The following is a 17,380-nucleotide window of genomic DNA, read 5'->3' as shown; positions in this document are numbered from 1 at the left end:
GCTCCATCCTTCTGCGCTTACGCCGCTTTAAGCCACTGCGTCATCAGTCGGTCGAGCTGCGGCGCAAGGTGAATAAAGCGGTTGGGGTCTGCTAATATTTGCGCCGCATCCTGAACAAAGCGGGCGGTGGATGGCGTTGCGGTGGGCCACTCAGCGCTCCCCAATAACTGTTTGACACTCGCCGCGGTGGCTTCTAGATGACACAGCAGGCCGATAACGCGCCCTCTGTCCCAGGCAAACCCTTGCAGCGGCGCGGCTTCGCTACCGCCGAGGGGTAAGGCGTCGTCGGGTAGGCTGAAAACGTAGCGATGCCACATAAAAGCGGTGAAGGTTTCGGGTAAATCGAGCGAGCTTTCCGGCGCCAGCGTGACCGTATGCCAGCCTGTTTCCGGGTAGGTACCAGGCGCCACCACTGAGCCCAGCGCCTGGGCTATCCAGTGAGCGCCCAGGCCAATGCCCAACAGCGGTTTTTGGCCATCCAAGTAGCGGTTGATCAGTTTATCTTCCGCTTTAAACCACGCCGGTGGTTGGTCGAGTAGCGCCTCTGGGCCATCAAGGACAATCAACGCATCGGCTTCGCTTGGGCGGGGGCTAAGCTCGCCTGCGTAGAGATGAAAAACGGTGTAACTATGGCCCATGCTGGTCAGCCAATCGGTTAAACGGGCGGGGCCATGGTCAGGGCCGTGCTGTAGCAGATGAATATGCATGGTAATCTCCTCGCCGGCCGGACAATCATCAAGGCGCTGGGGGAGCGGAACGCCCCAAGCGTAGAGAGACGATAACGTACCCGCTACTTTTCACCAATAACCCACGTCAAGCGATCCAGGAAATCAGTATGGTGTCGAAACCTCAGGGCTTTTACCAACGGTTGCAAGAACTCCCTCTACCTGCCCAGCAAGCCTTTATGGCAGCACTGTGCGAGCGCTTGCTGCCTAACTATGTGCTCTATGAGCAAACCACCGGCCAGGGTGATAGCCATACACTAGGTACTGTGCTGAGTTTGGTCTGGGAGCGACTGAGTGTGCCCAATGCCAGTATCGACTTTGCCCGCCAAGCGGAAAAGTTAGCCGAGTGTGAACCGCCTGAGGAGGATGACAGCTTTGGTGCCCGGCGCGCCCTGGATGCGGTGGTGTCTGTCTCGGCGCTGCTGGACACCTTGCAAGGCGACTCTCCAGAGGCGGTGCTAGATGTTAGCCGCACCTCCCGAGCGGGCGTACGCGCCTTTATAGAGCTCACTGAAGGTGAGGTTGACTCGCAAGCGTTGGCACTGATTATTCGCGATCATCCGCTGATGGCAGATGAGAACGACTTCCAGGACGCCGTGTTGGAAGCCGTTAGCGGCTCGCTGGATAAAGCAGTGCTTAAAGAGGTGCGAAAATTAGGCCGCAATGGCGGTATCAGCAACCTGGGGTTATCGCTGGATGAGGTCGAGGAGTAGCGGCTAAAAGCGCACCCCTGCCGTTACCATCATACCGGCGGCGCCAAACACAATCAGATCAGACTCAAACCGGCCCCATTGCACCCCAATACTGGGGAGTGCGGCCGGGGCAACTTCCAAGTGATTGAGCGGAATTTTGTCGCGATACTCGCCTTTATATCCACGCAGGAGCCCACCGGTGAGTTTGGCGCGCACGTTTAACCCCTGATCGGTTTGCCAAAGGGGAAACTCCCGCCCTGCATAAAAGTACCAAGTGGGTTGATCAAAGGAGTTTTTGAACCACGCCGCGCCCGCTAGCCAGTTATTGGGATTATGCAGTTCAATGCTGATCAGGTCTTGCTGATTGGTATGTTCTGGGTCGGGACTGAAGTGGCGGGTATAAAGGCTGGTTTGCACCAGGGTATGATCCCACTCCAGTTCCGGTGACCAATCAGGTAGCGAGAATGCGGTAGCAGGCATACTAAACAGCAAGCCTGCTAGCCATCCCATCCATGGATGTGAGCGAAACATTCGAAGTTCCTGGTTGATAAAGGGCATTTTAAAGACGCATTTCGATACCGCGTTCGGCCATATAGCGCTTAGCTTCGGGGATGGTGTATTCCCCAAAGTGGAAAATGCTCGCGGCCAGCACTGCATCGGCGCCACCTTTGAGCACCCCCTCCACGAAATGATCCAGATTGCCGACACCGCCCGAGGCAATCACGGGTACGCTCACCGCTTCGGAAATCGCGTGGGTCACGCCCAGGTCAAAACCACTCTTGGTGCCGTCGCGATCCATGCTGGTGAGCAGCAGTTCACCGGCACCGAACTCAACCATCTTCTGCGCCCACTCAACGGCATCCAGGCCCGTTGGGCGGCGTCCACCGTGGGTGAAAATCTCCCAGCGGGGTGTTTCTCCCTCTTTCGATACGCGCTTGGCATCAATCGCCACCACAATGCACTGGCTGCCAAAGCGCTCGGCGGCTTCGCGTACAAACTCAGGGTTGGTGACCGCGGCGGTATTGATGGAGACCTTGTCCGCTCCAGCATTCAACATGGTGCGTATATCGTCGCAGCTGCGAATGCCGCCGCCGACGGTCAGCGGGATAAACACCTCACCGGCAATGCGCTCCACCATCTCCACCGTGGTGTCGCGGTCTTCATGGCTGGCGGTAATATCGAGGAAGGTGATTTCATCGGCGCCCTGCTGGTTATAGCGCTGGGCAATCTCTACCGGATCACCGGCATCGCGAATGCCGACAAAATTAACGCCTTTAACAACGCGTCCGGCGTCTACGTCCAGGCAGGGGATAATGCGTTTAGTCAGGCTCATGAGCCGCCTCCCGTGAGTTGGTCGCTCAATCGCTGAGCTTCGGCAACATCCAGGCTGCCTTCATAAATCGCCCGGCCAGTAATAGCGCCCAGGATGCCGCTATCAGCCACCTCGCAAAGGGCTTTGATATCGTCCAGATTGGTCACACCACCCGAGGCAATCACCGGTAAGCCGCCTTCACGGGCCAGTTGTGCGGTGGCTTCGACGTTGACGCCCTGCATCATGCCGTCGCGGGCTATGTCGGTGTAGACAATGCTGGAGACGCCATCGTTGGCGAAACGCTTGGCAAGCTCAGTGGCCTTGACCGTAGAGACCTCGGCCCAACCGTCGGTGGCAACATAGCCATCTTTGGCATCGAGTCCCACGATCACATGGCCAGGGAAGGCGCGGCACATCTCGCCGACAAACTCAGGCTCTTTTACTGCTTTGGTACCGATAATGACGTAAGAGACACCGGCACTTAAATAGTGCTCAATGGTTTCCGCACTGCGGATACCGCCGCCGATTTGAATCGGCAGGTTGGGGTAGGCGCGAGCAATCGCCGTAACAGCGTCGCCATTCATCGGCTTGCCCTCGAAGGCGCCGTTTAAATCAACCAGGTGCAGGCGGCGGGCGCCTGCCTCTACCCAGCGTGCGGCCATAGCGACTGGGTCATCGCCGTAGGAGGTCGCGTCTTCCATGCGGCCCTGCTTCAACCGGACACACTGGCCATCTTTGAGATCAATAGCGGGAATTACCAACATAAAAAATCCTCTCAGGGCGTCCAGGTGACAAAATTTTCAAGCAGACGAAGGCCTGCGCGGGAGCTTTTTTCCGGGTGGAACTGCACCGCGAAGGTCGAATCCCGGCCAATGGCCACGTGGGCGCTTACCTTGCCGTATTGAGTCGTGCCAAATACCTGGGCATCTTCCGCGGCATTCACATAGTAGCTGTGCACAAAGTAGAAGTGTTCTTGGTTATCTATGCCTGCCCAGAGCGGGTGTTCATGGTGCTGTTCGACCACGTTCCAGCCCATGTGGGGTACTTTTAAGCGCTGCTCGTGGGCGTCGCGCATATCGCCGGGAAAACGATCCACGCTGCCTTTAAAGAACCCCAGGCACTCCACACCGCCGTTCTCCTCGCTGCGCTCCAGCAACATCTGTTGGCCCACGCAAATCCCCAGCAGCGGTTTGGCCTGGCGGGTTAAAATATCGTCCACCAACCCGCGTAACTCGGTGCGTTCAAGTTCGCCAACGCAATCACGAATGGCCCCCTGGCCCGGCAGCACTAAACGCGTGGCGCCAAGGATGCGGCGCGGGTCGCGGGTAATGACAACATTCTCATGGGTCACATGCTCCAGCGCTTTGGCTACAGAATGAAGATTGCCCATTCCGTAGTCGATCACAGCAATGGTCATGAAGCGCTCCTTGGAATAGTTGTTAAGATGTTGCTTAAGACAGCACTTGGTACGGTGCTCGCATTCGGGCTAGCGGAGAGCAGCATTACAAACTCCCCTTGGTGGAGGGCATTTGGCCCTCCATGCGGGGGTCTTCCGCTACGGCCATACGCAGCGCCCGGCCAAAGGCTTTAAAAATCGTTTCCGCCTGGTGGTGAGCATTAAAGCCTTTAATGTTGTCGATATGCAGCGTTACCCGAGCGTGATTGACGAAGCCCTGGAAAAACTCCCAGAACAGCTGAGTGTCCAGGCTACCAATGGTGTCGCGGGTGAATTCGACATTCATATAAAGGCCCGGCCGACCGGAAAAATCGATCACCACGCGAGAGAGCGCTTCATCAAGGGGCACATAGGCGTGACCATAGCGGTAAATGCCGCGCTTATCGCCAATGGCTTTAAAAAAAGCTTGGCCTAGGGTAATTCCCAGGTCTTCTACGGTATGGTGGTCATCGATATGCAGGTCGCCAGTGGCATTGATATCAAGATCAATCATCCCGTGGCGGGCAACTTGATCAAGCATATGATCCAGAAACGGAACACCGGTTTGGCCGCTAAGACGGCCTTCGCCGTCGAGGTTGACGCTGACCTTGATCTGCGTTTCGTTGGTGTCACGGCTAACCGTGGCAATACGCGCTGACATGTTGCATCTCCTGCGCTGAAGCGCACTCTGAGGGACGGCTGGTGGCTCTCATCAACTTACCACTGTTTGATCAGCCGGTGGCGAAGCGACCATTATAGTGAATCGGCGCCCTCATCCGCTACAATGCGCGAAATGTAGCCGCAATCAATTGTGGCAGAAATAGCAGCCAGGCTGCTTTGGCGAAGAGGATTTCACCATGCCGGTGACACTGCATCATGTCGACCAGGCCCGTTGGGAAGCCGATGAGCAGGTGCGCCTTGATCTAGTGCGCATCTACCAGGATGCGCCCCAAGAGCGTATGCCCACCCCAACGGTTGAGCCATTTATTGAACAACATTTTGCAGGCCAGCACTTTTTTGCCTGCGCACTCTTTAATGATCGGCTGCTGGGGGCGGTCGCTGTTCAGGAGGGCCAAGACCGAGCGTGGTGGCTGTCTGAACTCTGCGTGCGCAAAACCACCCGCCGCCGGGGTGTCGGCTCGCGCCTGATGGCCCTACTTGGCGAGCAAGCCAAGCAAGAAGGCCGCGTTCTGCGCATTGAAACGTCCACGTTACCACTGGCCGACCGCGTGCTGCTCTCCAAGCTAGGTTATCGGCCAATGGCTAATCCAGAAACGCCGGCAGCGGGCATGCCCGCCACCAGCGATTTTGTTGAGTTAGACCCACAAGGGAAAGGGTAATGAAACAGCTATTACGTATTTTGCTGGCAGCGGTCGGTATTCTTGCCATCGTTGCGGTCGCCGCCGTGGTCTATGTGACCACTTTTCTGGATCCAGAAGACTTCAAGCCCCGTTTAACCGCCGTTGTTGAGGAGCAAACCGGTCTCAATTTAGCGCTGGAAGGCCCGATTACCTGGTCATTCTACCCGCGTATCGGCGTCAGCGTAGAGAAGGCCCGCGCCTGGTTACCCGAACAGGCTGAAGAGAGCGCTGCTTTTGCGGCGATTGACCGCGCAGAGGTGAGCGTGGCATTTGGCCCGTTGCTACGCGGGGAAATTGCCGTTGACGGCCTTACGCTAGACGGTATGCGCCTTAACCTGGAGCGTGATGCCCAAGGCGAAGGTAACTGGGAGCCCCTGTTAGAGCGTCTCTCCGAGCATAATGAGGGAGCGGCTGAAACGGTGCTGGCACCCGCCAGTGCTGGCCCTAATGCAGACGCCGGTAGCTTGGCGGTAGTGTTAAGTATTGCCAGCGTTGAAGTAAAAAATGCTGATATTCGCTTCCGCGATGCGCAAACCCAAGCACTGTGGCGTATGCAGCAACTGAATATCTCAGGCAGCAACGTCAATCCACTGCGCGCCTTTCCGCTGAAGGCCATGTTCACCCTGACCAAGCATAACCGGCTCGATGCCGAGGTCTTGGAGCGCACCCCAGACCTGACCAGTGAGATTAATCTCGAAACTCGCGTGCGTCTTGGTTTAGCAGATAAGCTTTTCGCCCTTGAAAATATGGCGCTGACCACCCGCACGACGCAAGGTGCTGAGGGTGAGCCGCAGCAACTCAGCTTAAAAGCTGCCGAGTTTCTCGCCCGTGTGGGCGAGCAGCAGCTTACCATCAAAGAGGGGCTGCTAGAGACAGGACTGCGCAATGCTGATAACTGGCAAGGCAGCTTGGCGCTGGCGCTTGCCTTTGGCCTGGAGGGGGATTGGCAGGCACAAACGGCCCAGCTCAAGGAGCTGCAACTCACTGGGCCGGATGGGCTCAGGGTGAGTGGGCACCTTAATATTGAGCAGCTTCGTGATGCCCCCAAGTACCGGGGCCAGCTAACCGCTGCGCCGTTTACGCTACGCCCCTGGCTAGCCCGCGCGGGCATTACCCTCACTACCGCGGGCGAGGCTGCGCTTAGTGATGTCGCCATGACCAGCCCCGTCGAAGGTGATACTGAACAACTCTCGCTGCCTAGCCTCTCGCTAGTAGTCGATGACAGCACCTTTACCGGTGAACTGACAGCCGCGCTGGATGGCTCACGCTTGGCGTTCGATTTAGCCGGTGATCAACTAGACTTGGATCGTTATCTACCCGGTGAGGCCACCGCCGAACAGGCCAGCCGCGGCTTGTTACGTAAAGCTTTTGCCCAGGAATCCAACACCTTGCTGCCGCAATCGTCACTCAGAGAGCTGGCGCTAGAGGGCGACCTGAGTGTCGATACGCTTATTTTTTCAGGACTTACCTTCAACAAACCACGCTTGCAGCTGCGTGGCGACGACGGCGTTCAACGGCTAACGGCGTTTGAGTCTGGTTTCTACGCAGGTGAGCTCAGCGCTACCGGCCAGGTCGATGCGAGGGACTCCATCCTTGAATGGTCGCTATCACCCACTATCAGCAACGTCCAGATGGCGCCGCTGATCGAAGCAATCAGCGAAGAGGAAGAGGCGTCACCACTGCGTGGCCGTTTAAATCTATCCGGCGACCTTACCAGCCAGGGCAATACCCGCGAAGCACTCATCGGCAATCTCAATGGTGCGCTTAATGCTCGTCTAACCGATGGCGCTATTTTAAATACCAACATTTCCAAGCAAATGTGCGAACTGGTAGCTCAGTTAGAGGGAGAGGGCACTTTGCGGGATTGGCACTCCGATACTCGCTTTGAGCGCTTTGATGCAACCTTGCAAATCAGCAACGGCTTAGTGAAGAGTGACGACCTGCTCATCACTCTACCCGGTATCGATGTGCGTGGAGAGGGCGAGCTCAACCTCGTTAGCTTGAACTTTGATACCCGTGCGAATGCTCGTTTGGTCGACACCGCCGACGCGGCCTGTGAGGTCAATCCGCGCCTTGAGCAGTTGCCGCTACCTGTACGCTGTGAAGGTAATTTCGGCGATGAGCGCACTGAGTGGTGTCGCTTTGACCGCGAGATGTTCCAAACCGCTGTTGTTGACCTGTTGCGTAACGAAACCGGAGATCGTGTAAATGAAGAGCTGGAAGAGCGGCTGGGCGACTCGTTAGATGAACTCGACGAACGCCTCGGTGAAGGCGCTGCCAAAGAACTTCGCGATGGCCTACGTAGCCTGTTTAACTGAGCATCCAGGGTGTGAAGTAACGCTTTCATTGAAACAGTAAGTGCTGCGCCGGCCTAAACGCCGGCGCTTTTTTTATTGGCTCGGGTGTCCGCCCATTTCTGTTTCATATACCCATTTCTGTTTAAGGAGCGTGCATGGCAGATATGCCCACGCCGCGGCTGGCGGCAAACGAATTCCAACAGCGCCTAATGACCTGGTTCGACCGCTACGGTCGCCACGACTTGCCGTGGCAGTCGCCGCGTAGCGCCTACCGGGTGTGGGTGTCGGAAATCATGCTGCAGCAAACCCAGGTGGCCACTGTGATAGGCTATTTTGAGCGGTTTATGGCGCGCTTTCCTACTCTGGAGAGTCTTGCCAAGGCCCCTCAGGATGAAGTGCTGCATCTCTGGACAGGGCTTGGCTACTATGCCCGTGCGCGCAACTTGCATAAAGCTGCCCAGGTTGCCTGGCAGGAGCATAATGGTGAGCTGCCGACTGAAAGTATCGACGCGTTAGTCGCCTTGCCCGGTATTGGTCGCTCCACCGCGGGCGCTATCATTGCGCAAAGCACAGGGCAGCGGGCCGCGATTTTAGATGGCAATGTAAAGCGCTCGCTCACGCGTCTGCATGCGCTGCCCGGCTGGCCGGGTAAGCCTGATGTGGAGAGAAAATTGTGGGCGTTGGCGGAGTACTACACCCCAGCAGAGCGCTTGGCGGATTACACCCAGGCGATGATGGATTTTGGCGCCACGCTATGTAAACGCAGCAAGCCAGACTGCCTGAGCTGCCCATTTAACGATGTCTGTTTGGCCTACGCCCAAGGCGAACAAAAGCGCTATCCGGAATCCAAACCCAAAAAGGCGCTGCCCACACGGCAAACGATCATGCTGATGCTGCGTGACCCAGAAGGCCGGGTATGGCTGGAGAAACGTCCTCCCAGCGGTTTATGGGGCGGGCTATGGAGTTTGCCGCAGTTCGAGAAACATAGCGAGCTCAACGACTGGCTTGAAGTCAATGCCGTGAACCCTAAGCGGGAAACTGCGTCGCCTAGCTTTTATCACACCTTCAGCCATTTTCGCTTAGAAATTACCCCGCAGCCCGTGAGCTGCGATAGGCTGGGCGGTGTTCGCGAAAGCGGCGTATGGTACGACGTTAACTATCCGCCCGAGCTGGGGCTTGCCGCCCCCGTTAAAGCGCTGCTCAGCCAGCTAACGCCCTTTAGCCTCAACCCAACACCAGGGCACGCCTAGGCGTTTGCTAGCAGATTGGGTTGATTGAGATCATTGCATCAAATCCAGATCCCAGAACCAGGAGTACGTTATGAGTAATACTGTTTTTTGCCGCAAGTACCAAAAAGAGCTAGAAGCCCTGCCCTTCCCGCCTTTGCCGGGTAAGCAGGGCCAGGAGATACAGGCCACTGTTTCCAAGCCCGCCTGGGAAGCCTGGCAGGCGCTGCAAACCCGCCTGATCAATGAGAAACACCTCAACATGCTCGACCCTGAATCCAGGGCGTACTTGATGGAGCAGATGCAGCGCTTCCTGGACAACCAGGAGACCGACCAAGCCGAAGGTTATGTGCCGCCTACTCAGGCATAACCTGCGCAGTCATAAATAGCTGCCATAAATAGCGGGCATGAAGAGAGGGTGAGGAGGGCGGTTAGGAAGAGCAACTGACTTGTTATCAGTGGCTCTCAGCCTGTTAACAAGGCAGGTCAAGCTAACGGTGACGTAGGAAAAAAAGCCCCCTAAGCATCGGTATCGCAAGAAAGTTTCACAAAGGTGTTGACGAAAAGCGGCGTTTTTAGTTTAATACGCACCGTTGGCAGCGGCCAGATAGCTCAGTTGGTAGAGCAGGGGATTGAAAATCCCCGTGTCGGCGGTTCGATTCCGTCTCTGGCCACCACGCAGTTGGGGTATCGCCAAGTGGTAAGGCACCGCTTTTTGGTAGCGGCATTCCCAGGTTCGAATCCTGGTACCCCAGCCATTGCCAACAAGATTTCTTGTTGATTGCAGAGCGTAACAGCGAAGCAGTCATTTTCTCAAGAAAACGTGAAGCGCCGACATAGCTCAGTTGGTAGAGCAACTGACTTGTAATCAGTAGGTCCCGGGTTCGACTCCTGGTGTCGGCACCACTGTAAAGTGGTTAAAAGTTAAGCGTTAGAGAATCAGATTAAGCCGTCCTTAGGGGCGGCTTTTTCGTGTGTGTCTACAAAATGTCTACAGGTGTAGACACGGCTTTAACCAAAAATAATGGCTGTTCATCATTGTTCTGGCAATTGAACCCTCTGCCATAGAGGTTTGTTCTACGACGTATAACCAAATGGGTCTAGTGCGATTGAATTCGCCAGCTTGCTGATATTTTGAAGCCTAGTGTTATATCGGTATGTCACTGCTGAACCGACAGGGCCTCCGGTTCAAGGAGCGTCAGCTTCGAGGATGATAGCAGGCCACTAGGGAGTAGGAAGTCTCCTTCCGCTAATGGAATGGCCACATGAGTAAACTGGGCTTCCAGATCCAATCCAGCACTCTGCCAGGCTTTCCATACGAGAGTGGTACAGTAGATCCCCTCAGGGCTTAGTACACTGAAAGGTGTACCTTCCTGGTTCATTGCCCAGCTAACAGCATGTTCTCGCTGATCGTCCGTGGCCTCCACGCGGTAGACTGCGTGATGTCGGGAGCGCTGTGGAGAAATGAAGAACTCAACCGGATCGATGACAACGCCATCGATCCGTCCCTCGATCTCAGAGGGAGTGGAATGGATGACAACCCATTCACCCTCTTGCTTGGCCAAAAGGCCGACATGGCTGAAATGACCATTGTCCATCGTCAACACCATGCCACTGATGGCTTCATTACCCTCGCGAAAGATTAAGTCTCCTGGGCTTGCGCCACTGAGGTTGCCAGCTTTCGCTTGTAGGGTCAGGCAGTCAAGCGCAAGTAGGGGCAGTATCAGGTAAGCCCAGAATGACTTCGACATCATTATTGAAGCGATATCTTCCAATCACCACCGTCTTTAATAAGCCTGGTGGTCTCGTTCGTGGTTTTGCCATTACCGAAGGTGATTCTGCTCTGAATGGTCGCCTGTTAGCCATTTTCGGATATATCTGAGTTCAGGGTTTCTACTGAATCCAGGCCATCGTTGGCGTTAATTCGCTGATGCAGGTCGCCTACTATCATCTGGACTTTACCTTTGGCTGCGACCATCTCATCTGCCCCGACGCTAGCGAACGATATTTGGTCAATCGCCTTCTCGGTGTCACCATCGGCTGAGGCTTGGAAGAAAGTTTCTACGGTATTTTCAGGTTCACCGCCTGAGCAGGCTGTGAGGAGGGCTGCCAAGATGAGCAGTGCTATTGGATAGAGTGTGTAACGCTTCATGCTATTCCCTTAAAATGATTCGACCCAAGCGGCATATTATCAAAAGTTCAGTCAATATTGGCTATCAACTACTTGTAAGGGTGGCCTATAGGCCCACCTCAACCCCTCTCACGATTCTGTAAGTAGTTACACTGGTCTACTGGGTCTTAGTCCTGTGAGCTCTTTAAAGTCTCGAAAGCTGGATTTAAGTCAATTTTGTTGTCAATGCCTTTATAAGTCCAGTATGCCTTTCTCTCTAACATTTCCCATAAAGCATTTATGAAGCTTTCACTATTACTTGACAGTATAAATAGATAGCCTGGAATTGATGCTCGGCTGTACTCAGCCATCAACGCATTTTCACCCTTGCATGTGGTGGGTGACGTCGAGCTGTCGATGAACATCTCACTGTTCTGTCGAAGAAGCTCAATCAGGGTGGCGGATACCTATTCTGTCTCATTGGAGCTGGCCTTCAGGCGGTATATATGTGGTTTCCTGTTAGCACGTTTTCGCCCAGCAAAAGTCCGTGTATTCGCTGAGATACTGACAAAAAGAGAACAGAAGAGGCAACCGAGTTCACTAAGTGATCCTATGACTAGGGCTAATAAAGATGCACCGCTTCGAAGCTAGCCAGTGGTTCATTATTATCATCCAATAACTCAAGTGCTGAGCCATTCATATGCCATGCAACTGCCTGCTCAAGGGCTAATAGAAATGCTTGCTCGGTTTTCATCTGCGCAGCAGGGCAGGCCATTTTGGTGGTGGCGACCTGATTAAACGTGATGTGCTCTCTCTCCACGGAGTAACTGCCCATCAAGTTATTACAGCCGGTAGCGCCTGCTAAACGTGAGACATCTTGGTGAAGTACCAAGTGGGGTTCACGAAAATTCTCGCGCGTGACGACCGCCGCGTTATCAAGCGTTACTAGCTTCCAGTAGGTGTTGATCAACGGTGCGTCCGGGCGATGAGCGGTCTCTTGACTATCCATGGCTGGTGAAGAGCATCCGGCGGTTATCAATAGGGCACCGATAAAACCATAAAGCGCTAGCCGTCTTTTCAAAGCTTGATTCCTTATTCAGTTAGCTAAAAAATTTAGAACCATTAACCGCATATATTGTGGCGTCGAGCGTGCTTTTTAGGTGACTAATTGCTCAAAAAGCCACTCTTCAATTTTTTTCACGTAACCTACGTTATCAAACCAGAAATCACGCCTTGCGGTAAAATATTAGTCGGCTAGGCTACTCCCTGCACGACGTTTTAGCCGTGCATTTTTATACGTAGTTGCAACAACATTCGACCTGAAACCTAATCATACAAGGAGTGGATTAGATGACAGTCAAAAGTACACCACTACATTCAGTAACCGCCCATAAGCAGTATAGCGAAATGGCCGATGCGCCTAATGTGCACAGCACACAGTCGCAACGCGCACAGGTACAGGATGCCTACCCGTCGCGCTTAGCCACACCCCCTGCACAGACCTGGCTGCCGCGCCAGGATGCGGTGGTCAAGGGGCGCCAGCTTTCCGGCCCATTAAGCCAGGCGCAGCTCGATGAGTTTGAGCGTAAGGGGTTTCTGTTTATTCCTAACCTCATTTCAGGCGAAGAGCTTGATGAGTTGCGCCAGGAAATGAAGGCGCTGATGAGCAACGATGAGTATCTCAATCAGGATTTCAGCGTGACTGAGCCAGAGAGCCAGGAGATCCGCTCGCTATTTGCGGTGCACTTCCTCTCTGAACGGTTGGGCAAACTGGCCAGCGATGAGCGTGTAGCGGGTGCCGCCCGTCAAATCATTGGCGGCGATCCTTATGTGCATCAGTCGCGGATTAACTATAAGCCTGGATTTGCCGGCAAGGGCTTTAACTGGCACTCCGACTTTGAGACATGGCACGCAGAAGACGGCATGCCCGCCATGCACGCGGTTAGCGCTTCGTTGATCTTAACTGACAACCACGAGTTCAACGGCCCGTTGATGCTGATTCCCGGTTCGCACAAAAAATTTGTGCCCTGCCTGGGTGAAACGCCGGAAGATAACCATAAAAGCTCGCTGAAAGCCCAGGAGGTGGGCGTACCCAGCCCAGAGGCGTTAACCGAGCTAGTGGAGGAGCACGGTATTGAAGCGCCGAAAGGTAAGGCGGGCGGCTTATTGCTGTTTGATTGTAATACCCTGCATGCTTCGAACGCGAACCTTTCGCCCGACCCGCGTAGTAATGTGTTCTTCGTGTTTAACCGCCAGGACAATCGCTGCCGGGAGCCGTTCGCGGCGAGTAAGCAGCGGCCGGATTTCTTGGCTCATAGCCCTGATCAGCAGGCTCAGCAGTATCGCTAACCAGCAGCGGGGAAACAAATTCATGGCCGAAGGGTGTGGAACCTTCGTATAGGTGGGGTAAACTGTTGCGCCTGTCGTTGCGAATGCGGCACGCATAATGAGAAGGAGAATACCCGCCATGCGTTTTGTTCCACAGTTTACCGATGGCCAGGAGTTTCCCCACCCGCTGGGCAAGGTTGTCTGCATCGGCCGTAATTATGCCGACCATGCGAAAGAGCTGGATAATCCCGTTCCCACTGAGCCGCTGCTGTTCATTAAACCGTCGACCAGCGTTGTGGATCTGACCAAGCCGTTGGATCCACCCTTTTCACGCGGCGACGTGCATTATGAAGTTGAACTTGCGCTGTTAGTGGGCGAAACCTTAACCCACGCCACCCTGGATGAAGCCGAGCGCGCGATTGTCGGTATTGGGTTGGCGATGGATTTAACGCTGCGTGATGTACAGACCAAGCTAAAAGAGAAGGGGCACCCTTGGGAAATCGCCAAAGCGTTTGATGGCGCTTGCCCGCTTTCCTCGTTTCTGCCGCTAAGCCGGGTTCCCAACTGGAATGCGCTGGCGTTTACCCTTGAGATTGATGGGGAAGAGCGTCAGCACGGCGAAGGTTCCGATATGATCTTTGCTGTCCCCACGCTGGTGGCTGAAATGAGCCGCCACTTCACCCTGGAGCCGGGCGATGTGATCCTAACCGGCACGCCTTCAGGCGTTGGGGAACTGGTTCGCGGTTCATCACTGCGCTTAACCTTGACCGGCGGTTTGGAAATTGAGACCAGCGTCGTCGAGTAACTAACCCGTTGATGCGCAAGCAGTGAAGCCGATAGCCCGCCACAAGCATTCGCTATCGTTATCAATAGAAACGCCACCTGTTAACCACGGGTGGCGTTTCTTTTTGGGCTGTTAAGCCTACTTAGCTAGGTAGGCCATTCAAGACAGCTCATTCAAGACAGCTTATTCAAGATAGGTATAGCCTTCCAGCCCTTCGCTTAAACTGGCCGCAAAGCGAGCCTGCTCATCGGCAGAGAAGCCGCTAGCGGCTAGCTGGTCGGTGAGCTTCTGCTTGAGTACGTTGGCATTGAAGTTGACGTAAGCCAGCACCTGGGCCACCGAGTCCCCGGCCAACGGGTTAGACAGCGTCCATTCGCCGTCGGCATTGAGCGCCGCATCGACGGAGTCGGTATCGCCAAACAGGTTATGCAAATCGCCAAGGATCTCTTGATAGGCGCCCACCAGGAAGAAGCCTAGCCAGCGCTCGTCGTCTGAAGCCCACTCAGGCAGCGGTAGGGTGCTCTCCACCCCCTGCCCGTCGACGTAGCTGTCGATGCGGCCATCAGAATCGCAGGTAATATCCTGTATCACTGCCCGCCGAGTGGGGGCCTGATCGAGCCCGCTTAGCGGCAGCACCGGGAAGATCTGCTCAATGCCCCAAACGTCAGGCACCGACTGGAACAGGGAAAAGTTGACGAACAGTTTATCGGCGAGCTTCTCCGCGAGTTCATCCATAATTTCGCGATGGGCTCGGTTGCGGGTATCAAGCTGGGTACGCAGCCGCGCGCAGGCAGCCATATAAACCCGCTCGCCTTCGGCGCGGGCGGTAATATCACTCAAGCCCATCACAAAGCGCTCTTGCAGCTCACTCACCGCTTGCAGCAGGTCATGCCACGCTTCTACCAACATGCGCGGCTCTTGTGCGGTGGCGAGTTGCTCGAACACACGCCAGAGTAACTCAACCTGAGTGTCCTCTTGAGCATGCCGCTCCGGTGGAGTGTCGTCGATACGCTCCTCGCCAATCACATTGGTGATCAACACCGCATGGTGAGCGGTGAGTGCGCGCCCCGATTCGCTGATCAGGTGTGGCTGCGGGAGGTTCGCCTCTTGGCATAGCTGGGCAAAGGCGCTCACTACGTTACGGGCGTACTCACGCATCGAGTAGTTGGCCGAGCAGAAACTGCGCGAACGCGTGCCTTCGTAGTCGATACCCAAACCGCCGCCCACGTCCACCGTGTCAATCGGTGCGCCCAGTTCCATCAGGTTTTGATAAAAGCGTGCGCATTCGCGCAGACCGCGCTGAATGTCGCGAATATTGGCAATCTGGGAGCCCAGGTGGAAGTGCACCAGTTGCAGACTCTCCAGCGCCTCCTCGCGACGCAGTGTATCGACGACTTCAAGTATCTGACTGGCGGTGAGACCGAACTTGGATTTTTCGCCGCCGGTATTCTGCCATTTGCCTTTACCCACCGAGGCCAGGCGGGCGCGCAGGCCTATGCGGGGCGTGACCTCCAGCTCGCGGGCCTCTTCCAAAATCAGCTGCAGCTCGGAGAGCTTTTCGACCACCAAGTAGACCTTGTGGCCGAGCTTTTCCCCAAGCAGCGCCAGTCGTACGTATTCCCGGTCTTTGTAGCCGTTACACACAATCAGCGAGGAGCCACCGTCGGAAAGCGCCAACACCGCCAGCAGTTCTGGTTTGCTGCCCGCTTCCAGTCCTACACGACCACTGCCGCGCTCGGCGGTCGCCAGAATCTCTTCGACCACCCGGCGCTGCTGGTTCACTTTAATCGGGTAAACCGCGGTGTAGCCGCCCTGATAGTCGCAGTCGCTCATCGCGGCATCAAACGCACCGCACAACTGCTCGACCCGGTCGTGAAGAATATCGCTAAAGCGCACCAGCACCGGCAGGCGCAGCCCAGCGTTTTGCAGCTGGCGAACCAAGCCGCTCAACGGTAGCGCCGGGCCTTCCGCATCGCTACCCAGCGGGCGTACCAGGGCTTGGCCGTGGTCATCTACGTCAAAGTAGCCGCTGCCCCATTGGTCGATATTCCAGGTGCGCCGTGCGCGAAGGGCAGGGCTAGTCGTTGCCATCACACTCATGCAGAAACCTCAGGTAGCGGCAGTGCACCGTGGGCAATGCGCGCGTTTAAAATGGTACGGAAACGCTCGGGGTCGTGGGGCGTCAAGTCGTGGGCCGGTGGGTCAACATAGACCACCAGCAGGCGTGACAACCAGTAGCGTAGCGCCGTCATGCGTAGCATGGTGGGCCACAATTCCCGTTCATCCGCAGTTAATGGGCGGCGTGCCTGGTAGGCACTTAACAGGGTATTGTAGCGCTCAGGGTGGAGTGTGCCATCGTCGTTAGAGGCCCAGTCGTTGATCACGATCGCCAGATCAAACAGCAGGTCGCCAGTGCAGCCATTATAAAAGTCGATAATACCGCCAAGCTGATCTCCCTCAAACAGGGTGTTGTCACGGAAAAGGTCGCCATGAAGGGCGCCTTGGGGCAATTCCCCGTGCTGCATAAAGGCGCCTTCGAAATCGTCGACTTCGTCCTTCATCAACGTTTGATCGGCGGGACTTAGGTAGCTCAATACCTTGTGATGCATGATATGGAGCCAATTGAGATCTCGTGGGTTCGGGCGATGGCCGGGGAAGCGCTTCGACACCACGTGCAGGCGACCCAATGCATCGCCTAAGGCTTGGCACTGGGCCAGATTGGGCGCTTCCGGATGACGGCCAGGCAGGCGCGGGAATAGCAGCGCCGGTTTGCCCTCCAGGCTATGCAGCGCAATGCCTTCACGGTCGTGAATAGTGCCAGGCACCGGCAGGCGGTGTTCGTCTAAATAGTCGAGCAGCTCAACGAAGAACGGCAGCTCGGCGTGCTCGCCCTGTTCGAACAGGGTTAACACCAGCTGGCGGCGGTCGGTAGTGACAAAAAAGGTCGAATTTTCGGTGCCGCCCGCCACCCCCTGTAGGGAAACGAAGCTGCCAACATCAAATTTTTCTAAAAACGCGGCGACCTGTGCGTCGCTAAGCGGGGTAAATACAGCCATGAGAGTCTCGCCCAGGTTGCTAAGCCCATTATTGTAGCGGCTTGGTCGCTGAGT

General features: G+C 55.6%; 18 protein-coding genes and 3 tRNA genes. 10 read left to right on the top strand and 11 right to left on the bottom strand.

Going from position 1 to position 17,380, the window contains the following annotated elements:
- Positions 1-17: 17 nt before the first annotated feature.
- Complete coding sequence (locus ACFIOZ_RS17610; protein WP_386080042.1) at positions 18-707, bottom strand: type 1 glutamine amidotransferase; 690 nt, start codon at positions 705-707, stop codon at positions 18-20.
- 128 nt (positions 708-835) lie between these two features.
- On the opposite strand from ACFIOZ_RS17610, the gene ACFIOZ_RS17605 reads away from it, so the two are divergent.
- The gene (locus ACFIOZ_RS17605) at positions 836-1,438 is read left to right on the top strand and encodes a YjaG family protein (RefSeq protein WP_386080040.1); all 603 of its coding nucleotides are present in this window, start codon (positions 836-838) and stop codon (positions 1,436-1,438) included.
- Between the two features lie 3 nt (positions 1,439-1,441).
- On the opposite strand, the gene ACFIOZ_RS17600 is transcribed toward ACFIOZ_RS17605, so the two are convergent.
- The 5 genes from ACFIOZ_RS17600 to hisB all read right to left on the bottom strand — a co-directional run bounded on the left by ACFIOZ_RS17600 (position 1,442) and on the right by hisB (position 4,825).
- A complete protein-coding gene (locus ACFIOZ_RS17600) occupies positions 1,442-1,948 on the bottom strand; it encodes a hypothetical protein (RefSeq protein ID WP_386080038.1) in 507 nt (168 codons plus the stop codon).
- Between the two features lie 28 nt (positions 1,949-1,976).
- Positions 1,977-2,750, bottom strand: a complete 774-nt coding sequence (gene hisF, locus ACFIOZ_RS17595; RefSeq protein WP_386080036.1) for an imidazole glycerol phosphate synthase subunit HisF — start codon at positions 2,748-2,750, stop codon at positions 1,977-1,979.
- Positions 2,747-3,493 (bottom strand): 1-(5-phosphoribosyl)-5-[(5-phosphoribosylamino)methylideneamino]imidazole-4-carboxamide isomerase, encoded by a 747-nt coding sequence (hisA, locus tag ACFIOZ_RS17590; RefSeq protein WP_386080034.1) that lies wholly within the window; start codon positions 3,491-3,493, stop codon positions 2,747-2,749. Before hisA ends, hisF begins: the two co-directional genes overlap by 4 nt.
- A gap of 11 nt (positions 3,494-3,504) precedes the next feature.
- Positions 3,505-4,146 carry an imidazole glycerol phosphate synthase subunit HisH gene (hisH, locus tag ACFIOZ_RS17585; RefSeq protein ID WP_386080033.1) on the bottom strand — a complete coding sequence of 214 codons (642 nt, stop codon included), beginning with the start codon at positions 4,144-4,146 and terminating at the stop codon, positions 3,505-3,507.
- Between the two features lie 85 nt (positions 4,147-4,231).
- Positions 4,232-4,825, bottom strand: coding sequence for an imidazoleglycerol-phosphate dehydratase HisB (gene hisB / locus ACFIOZ_RS17580; RefSeq protein WP_386080031.1), 594 nt, complete (start codon positions 4,823-4,825; stop codon positions 4,232-4,234).
- 196 nt (positions 4,826-5,021) lie between these two features.
- Here hisB and ACFIOZ_RS17575 point away from each other — a divergent pair, with 196 nt between their 5' ends.
- The 7 genes from ACFIOZ_RS17575 (at position 5,022) to ACFIOZ_RS17545 (ending at position 9,954) form a co-directional block, all read left to right on the top strand.
- Positions 5,022-5,504 carry a GNAT family N-acetyltransferase gene (locus tag ACFIOZ_RS17575; protein ID WP_088699291.1) on the top strand — a complete coding sequence of 161 codons (483 nt, stop codon included), beginning with the start codon at positions 5,022-5,024 and terminating at the stop codon, positions 5,502-5,504.
- Positions 5,504-7,843 (top strand): AsmA family protein, encoded by a 2,340-nt coding sequence (locus ACFIOZ_RS17570; RefSeq protein WP_386080029.1) that lies wholly within the window; start codon positions 5,504-5,506, stop codon positions 7,841-7,843. The genes ACFIOZ_RS17575 and ACFIOZ_RS17570 overlap by 1 nt, the downstream gene beginning before the upstream one ends.
- Positions 7,844-7,977: 134 nt before the next feature.
- Entirely contained in the window at positions 7,978-9,072 is a 1,095-nt protein-coding gene (mutY, locus tag ACFIOZ_RS17565; RefSeq protein WP_386080027.1) for an A/G-specific adenine glycosylase, read from the top strand.
- 70 nt (positions 9,073-9,142) lie between these two features.
- On the top strand, positions 9,143-9,418 hold the full coding sequence (locus ACFIOZ_RS17560; protein ID WP_035585612.1) for an oxidative damage protection protein: 276 nt from the start codon (positions 9,143-9,145) through the stop codon (positions 9,416-9,418).
- Between the two features lie 231 nt (positions 9,419-9,649).
- A tRNA-Phe gene (locus ACFIOZ_RS17555) sits at positions 9,650-9,725 on the top strand.
- 6 nt (positions 9,726-9,731) lie between these two features.
- Positions 9,732-9,806: transfer RNA gene (locus ACFIOZ_RS17550), tRNA-Gln, on the top strand.
- Positions 9,807-9,878: 72 nt separating this feature from the next.
- A tRNA-Thr gene (locus ACFIOZ_RS17545) sits at positions 9,879-9,954 on the top strand.
- A 254-nt stretch (positions 9,955-10,208) separates the two neighbouring features.
- On the opposite strand, the gene ACFIOZ_RS17540 is transcribed toward ACFIOZ_RS17545, so the two are convergent.
- The 3 genes from ACFIOZ_RS17540 to ACFIOZ_RS17530 form a co-directional block, all read right to left on the bottom strand.
- Positions 10,209-10,823: a YiiX/YebB-like N1pC/P60 family cysteine hydrolase gene (locus tag ACFIOZ_RS17540; RefSeq protein WP_386080025.1), complete on the bottom strand. Its 615-nt coding sequence runs from the start codon at positions 10,821-10,823 to the stop codon at positions 10,209-10,211.
- Between the two features lie 83 nt (positions 10,824-10,906).
- Positions 10,907-11,200 (bottom strand): hypothetical protein, encoded by a 294-nt coding sequence (locus tag ACFIOZ_RS17535; protein ID WP_386080023.1) that lies wholly within the window; start codon positions 11,198-11,200, stop codon positions 10,907-10,909.
- A gap of 580 nt (positions 11,201-11,780) precedes the next feature.
- Positions 11,781-12,239, bottom strand: a complete 459-nt coding sequence (locus ACFIOZ_RS17530; RefSeq protein ID WP_386080021.1) for an META domain-containing protein — start codon at positions 12,237-12,239, stop codon at positions 11,781-11,783.
- 269 nt (positions 12,240-12,508) lie between these two features.
- On the opposite strand from ACFIOZ_RS17530, the gene thpD reads away from it, so the two are divergent.
- Both thpD and ACFIOZ_RS17520 read left to right on the top strand, forming a co-directional pair.
- A complete protein-coding gene (thpD, locus tag ACFIOZ_RS17525; protein ID WP_386080019.1) occupies positions 12,509-13,507 on the top strand; it encodes an ectoine hydroxylase in 999 nt (332 codons plus the stop codon).
- A gap of 118 nt (positions 13,508-13,625) precedes the next feature.
- Positions 13,626-14,291, top strand: coding sequence for a fumarylacetoacetate hydrolase family protein (locus ACFIOZ_RS17520; protein ID WP_035585610.1), 666 nt, complete (start codon positions 13,626-13,628; stop codon positions 14,289-14,291).
- A 162-nt stretch (positions 14,292-14,453) separates the two neighbouring features.
- On the opposite strand, the gene speA is transcribed toward ACFIOZ_RS17520, so the two are convergent.
- A complete protein-coding gene (gene speA, locus ACFIOZ_RS17515; RefSeq protein WP_386080017.1) occupies positions 14,454-16,370 on the bottom strand; it encodes a biosynthetic arginine decarboxylase in 1,917 nt (638 codons plus the stop codon).
- Positions 16,367-17,326 (bottom strand): homoserine kinase, encoded by a 960-nt coding sequence (locus ACFIOZ_RS17510; RefSeq protein WP_386080015.1) that lies wholly within the window; start codon positions 17,324-17,326, stop codon positions 16,367-16,369. Before ACFIOZ_RS17510 ends, speA begins: the two co-directional genes overlap by 4 nt.
- Positions 17,327-17,380: the final 54 nt, after the last annotated feature.

It is taken from the genome of Vreelandella sp. F11 (assembly GCF_042466685.1).
GTDB lineage: Bacteria > Pseudomonadota > Gammaproteobacteria > Pseudomonadales > Halomonadaceae > Vreelandella.
This window is presented reverse-complemented; position numbering and strand designations above follow the sequence as displayed.

Bases quoted from the DNA above. Each gene is read 5' to 3' on its own strand.
- ACFIOZ_RS17610 (WP_386080042.1), bottom strand. From the start codon at position 707: ATGCATATTCATCTGCTACAGCACGGCCCTGACCATGGCCCCGCCCGT.
- ACFIOZ_RS17605 (WP_386080040.1), top strand. From the start codon at position 836: ATGGTGTCGAAACCTCAGGGCTTTTACCAACGGTTGCAAGAACTCCCT.
- ACFIOZ_RS17600 (WP_386080038.1), bottom strand. From the start codon at position 1,948: ATGTTTCGCTCACATCCATGGATGGGATGGCTAGCAGGCTTGCTGTTT.
- hisF (WP_386080036.1), bottom strand. From the start codon at position 2,750: ATGAGCCTGACTAAACGCATTATCCCCTGCCTGGACGTAGACGCCGGA.
- hisA (WP_386080034.1), bottom strand. From the start codon at position 3,493: ATGTTGGTAATTCCCGCTATTGATCTCAAAGATGGCCAGTGTGTCCGG.
- hisH (WP_386080033.1), bottom strand. From the start codon at position 4,146: ATGACCATTGCTGTGATCGACTACGGAATGGGCAATCTTCATTCTGTA.
- hisB (WP_386080031.1), bottom strand. From the start codon at position 4,825: ATGTCAGCGCGTATTGCCACGGTTAGCCGTGACACCAACGAAACGCAG.
- ACFIOZ_RS17575 (WP_088699291.1), top strand. From the start codon at position 5,022: ATGCCGGTGACACTGCATCATGTCGACCAGGCCCGTTGGGAAGCCGAT.
- ACFIOZ_RS17570 (WP_386080029.1), top strand. From the start codon at position 5,504: ATGAAACAGCTATTACGTATTTTGCTGGCAGCGGTCGGTATTCTTGCC.
- mutY (WP_386080027.1), top strand. From the start codon at position 7,978: ATGGCAGATATGCCCACGCCGCGGCTGGCGGCAAACGAATTCCAACAG.
- ACFIOZ_RS17560 (WP_035585612.1), top strand. From the start codon at position 9,143: ATGAGTAATACTGTTTTTTGCCGCAAGTACCAAAAAGAGCTAGAAGCC.
- ACFIOZ_RS17535 (WP_386080023.1), bottom strand. From the start codon at position 11,200: ATGAAGCGTTACACACTCTATCCAATAGCACTGCTCATCTTGGCAGCC.
- thpD (WP_386080019.1), top strand. From the start codon at position 12,509: ATGACAGTCAAAAGTACACCACTACATTCAGTAACCGCCCATAAGCAG.
- ACFIOZ_RS17520 (WP_035585610.1), top strand. From the start codon at position 13,626: ATGCGTTTTGTTCCACAGTTTACCGATGGCCAGGAGTTTCCCCACCCG.
- speA (WP_386080017.1), bottom strand. From the start codon at position 16,370: ATGAGTGTGATGGCAACGACTAGCCCTGCCCTTCGCGCACGGCGCACC.
- ACFIOZ_RS17510 (WP_386080015.1), bottom strand. From the start codon at position 17,326: ATGGCTGTATTTACCCCGCTTAGCGACGCACAGGTCGCCGCGTTTTTA.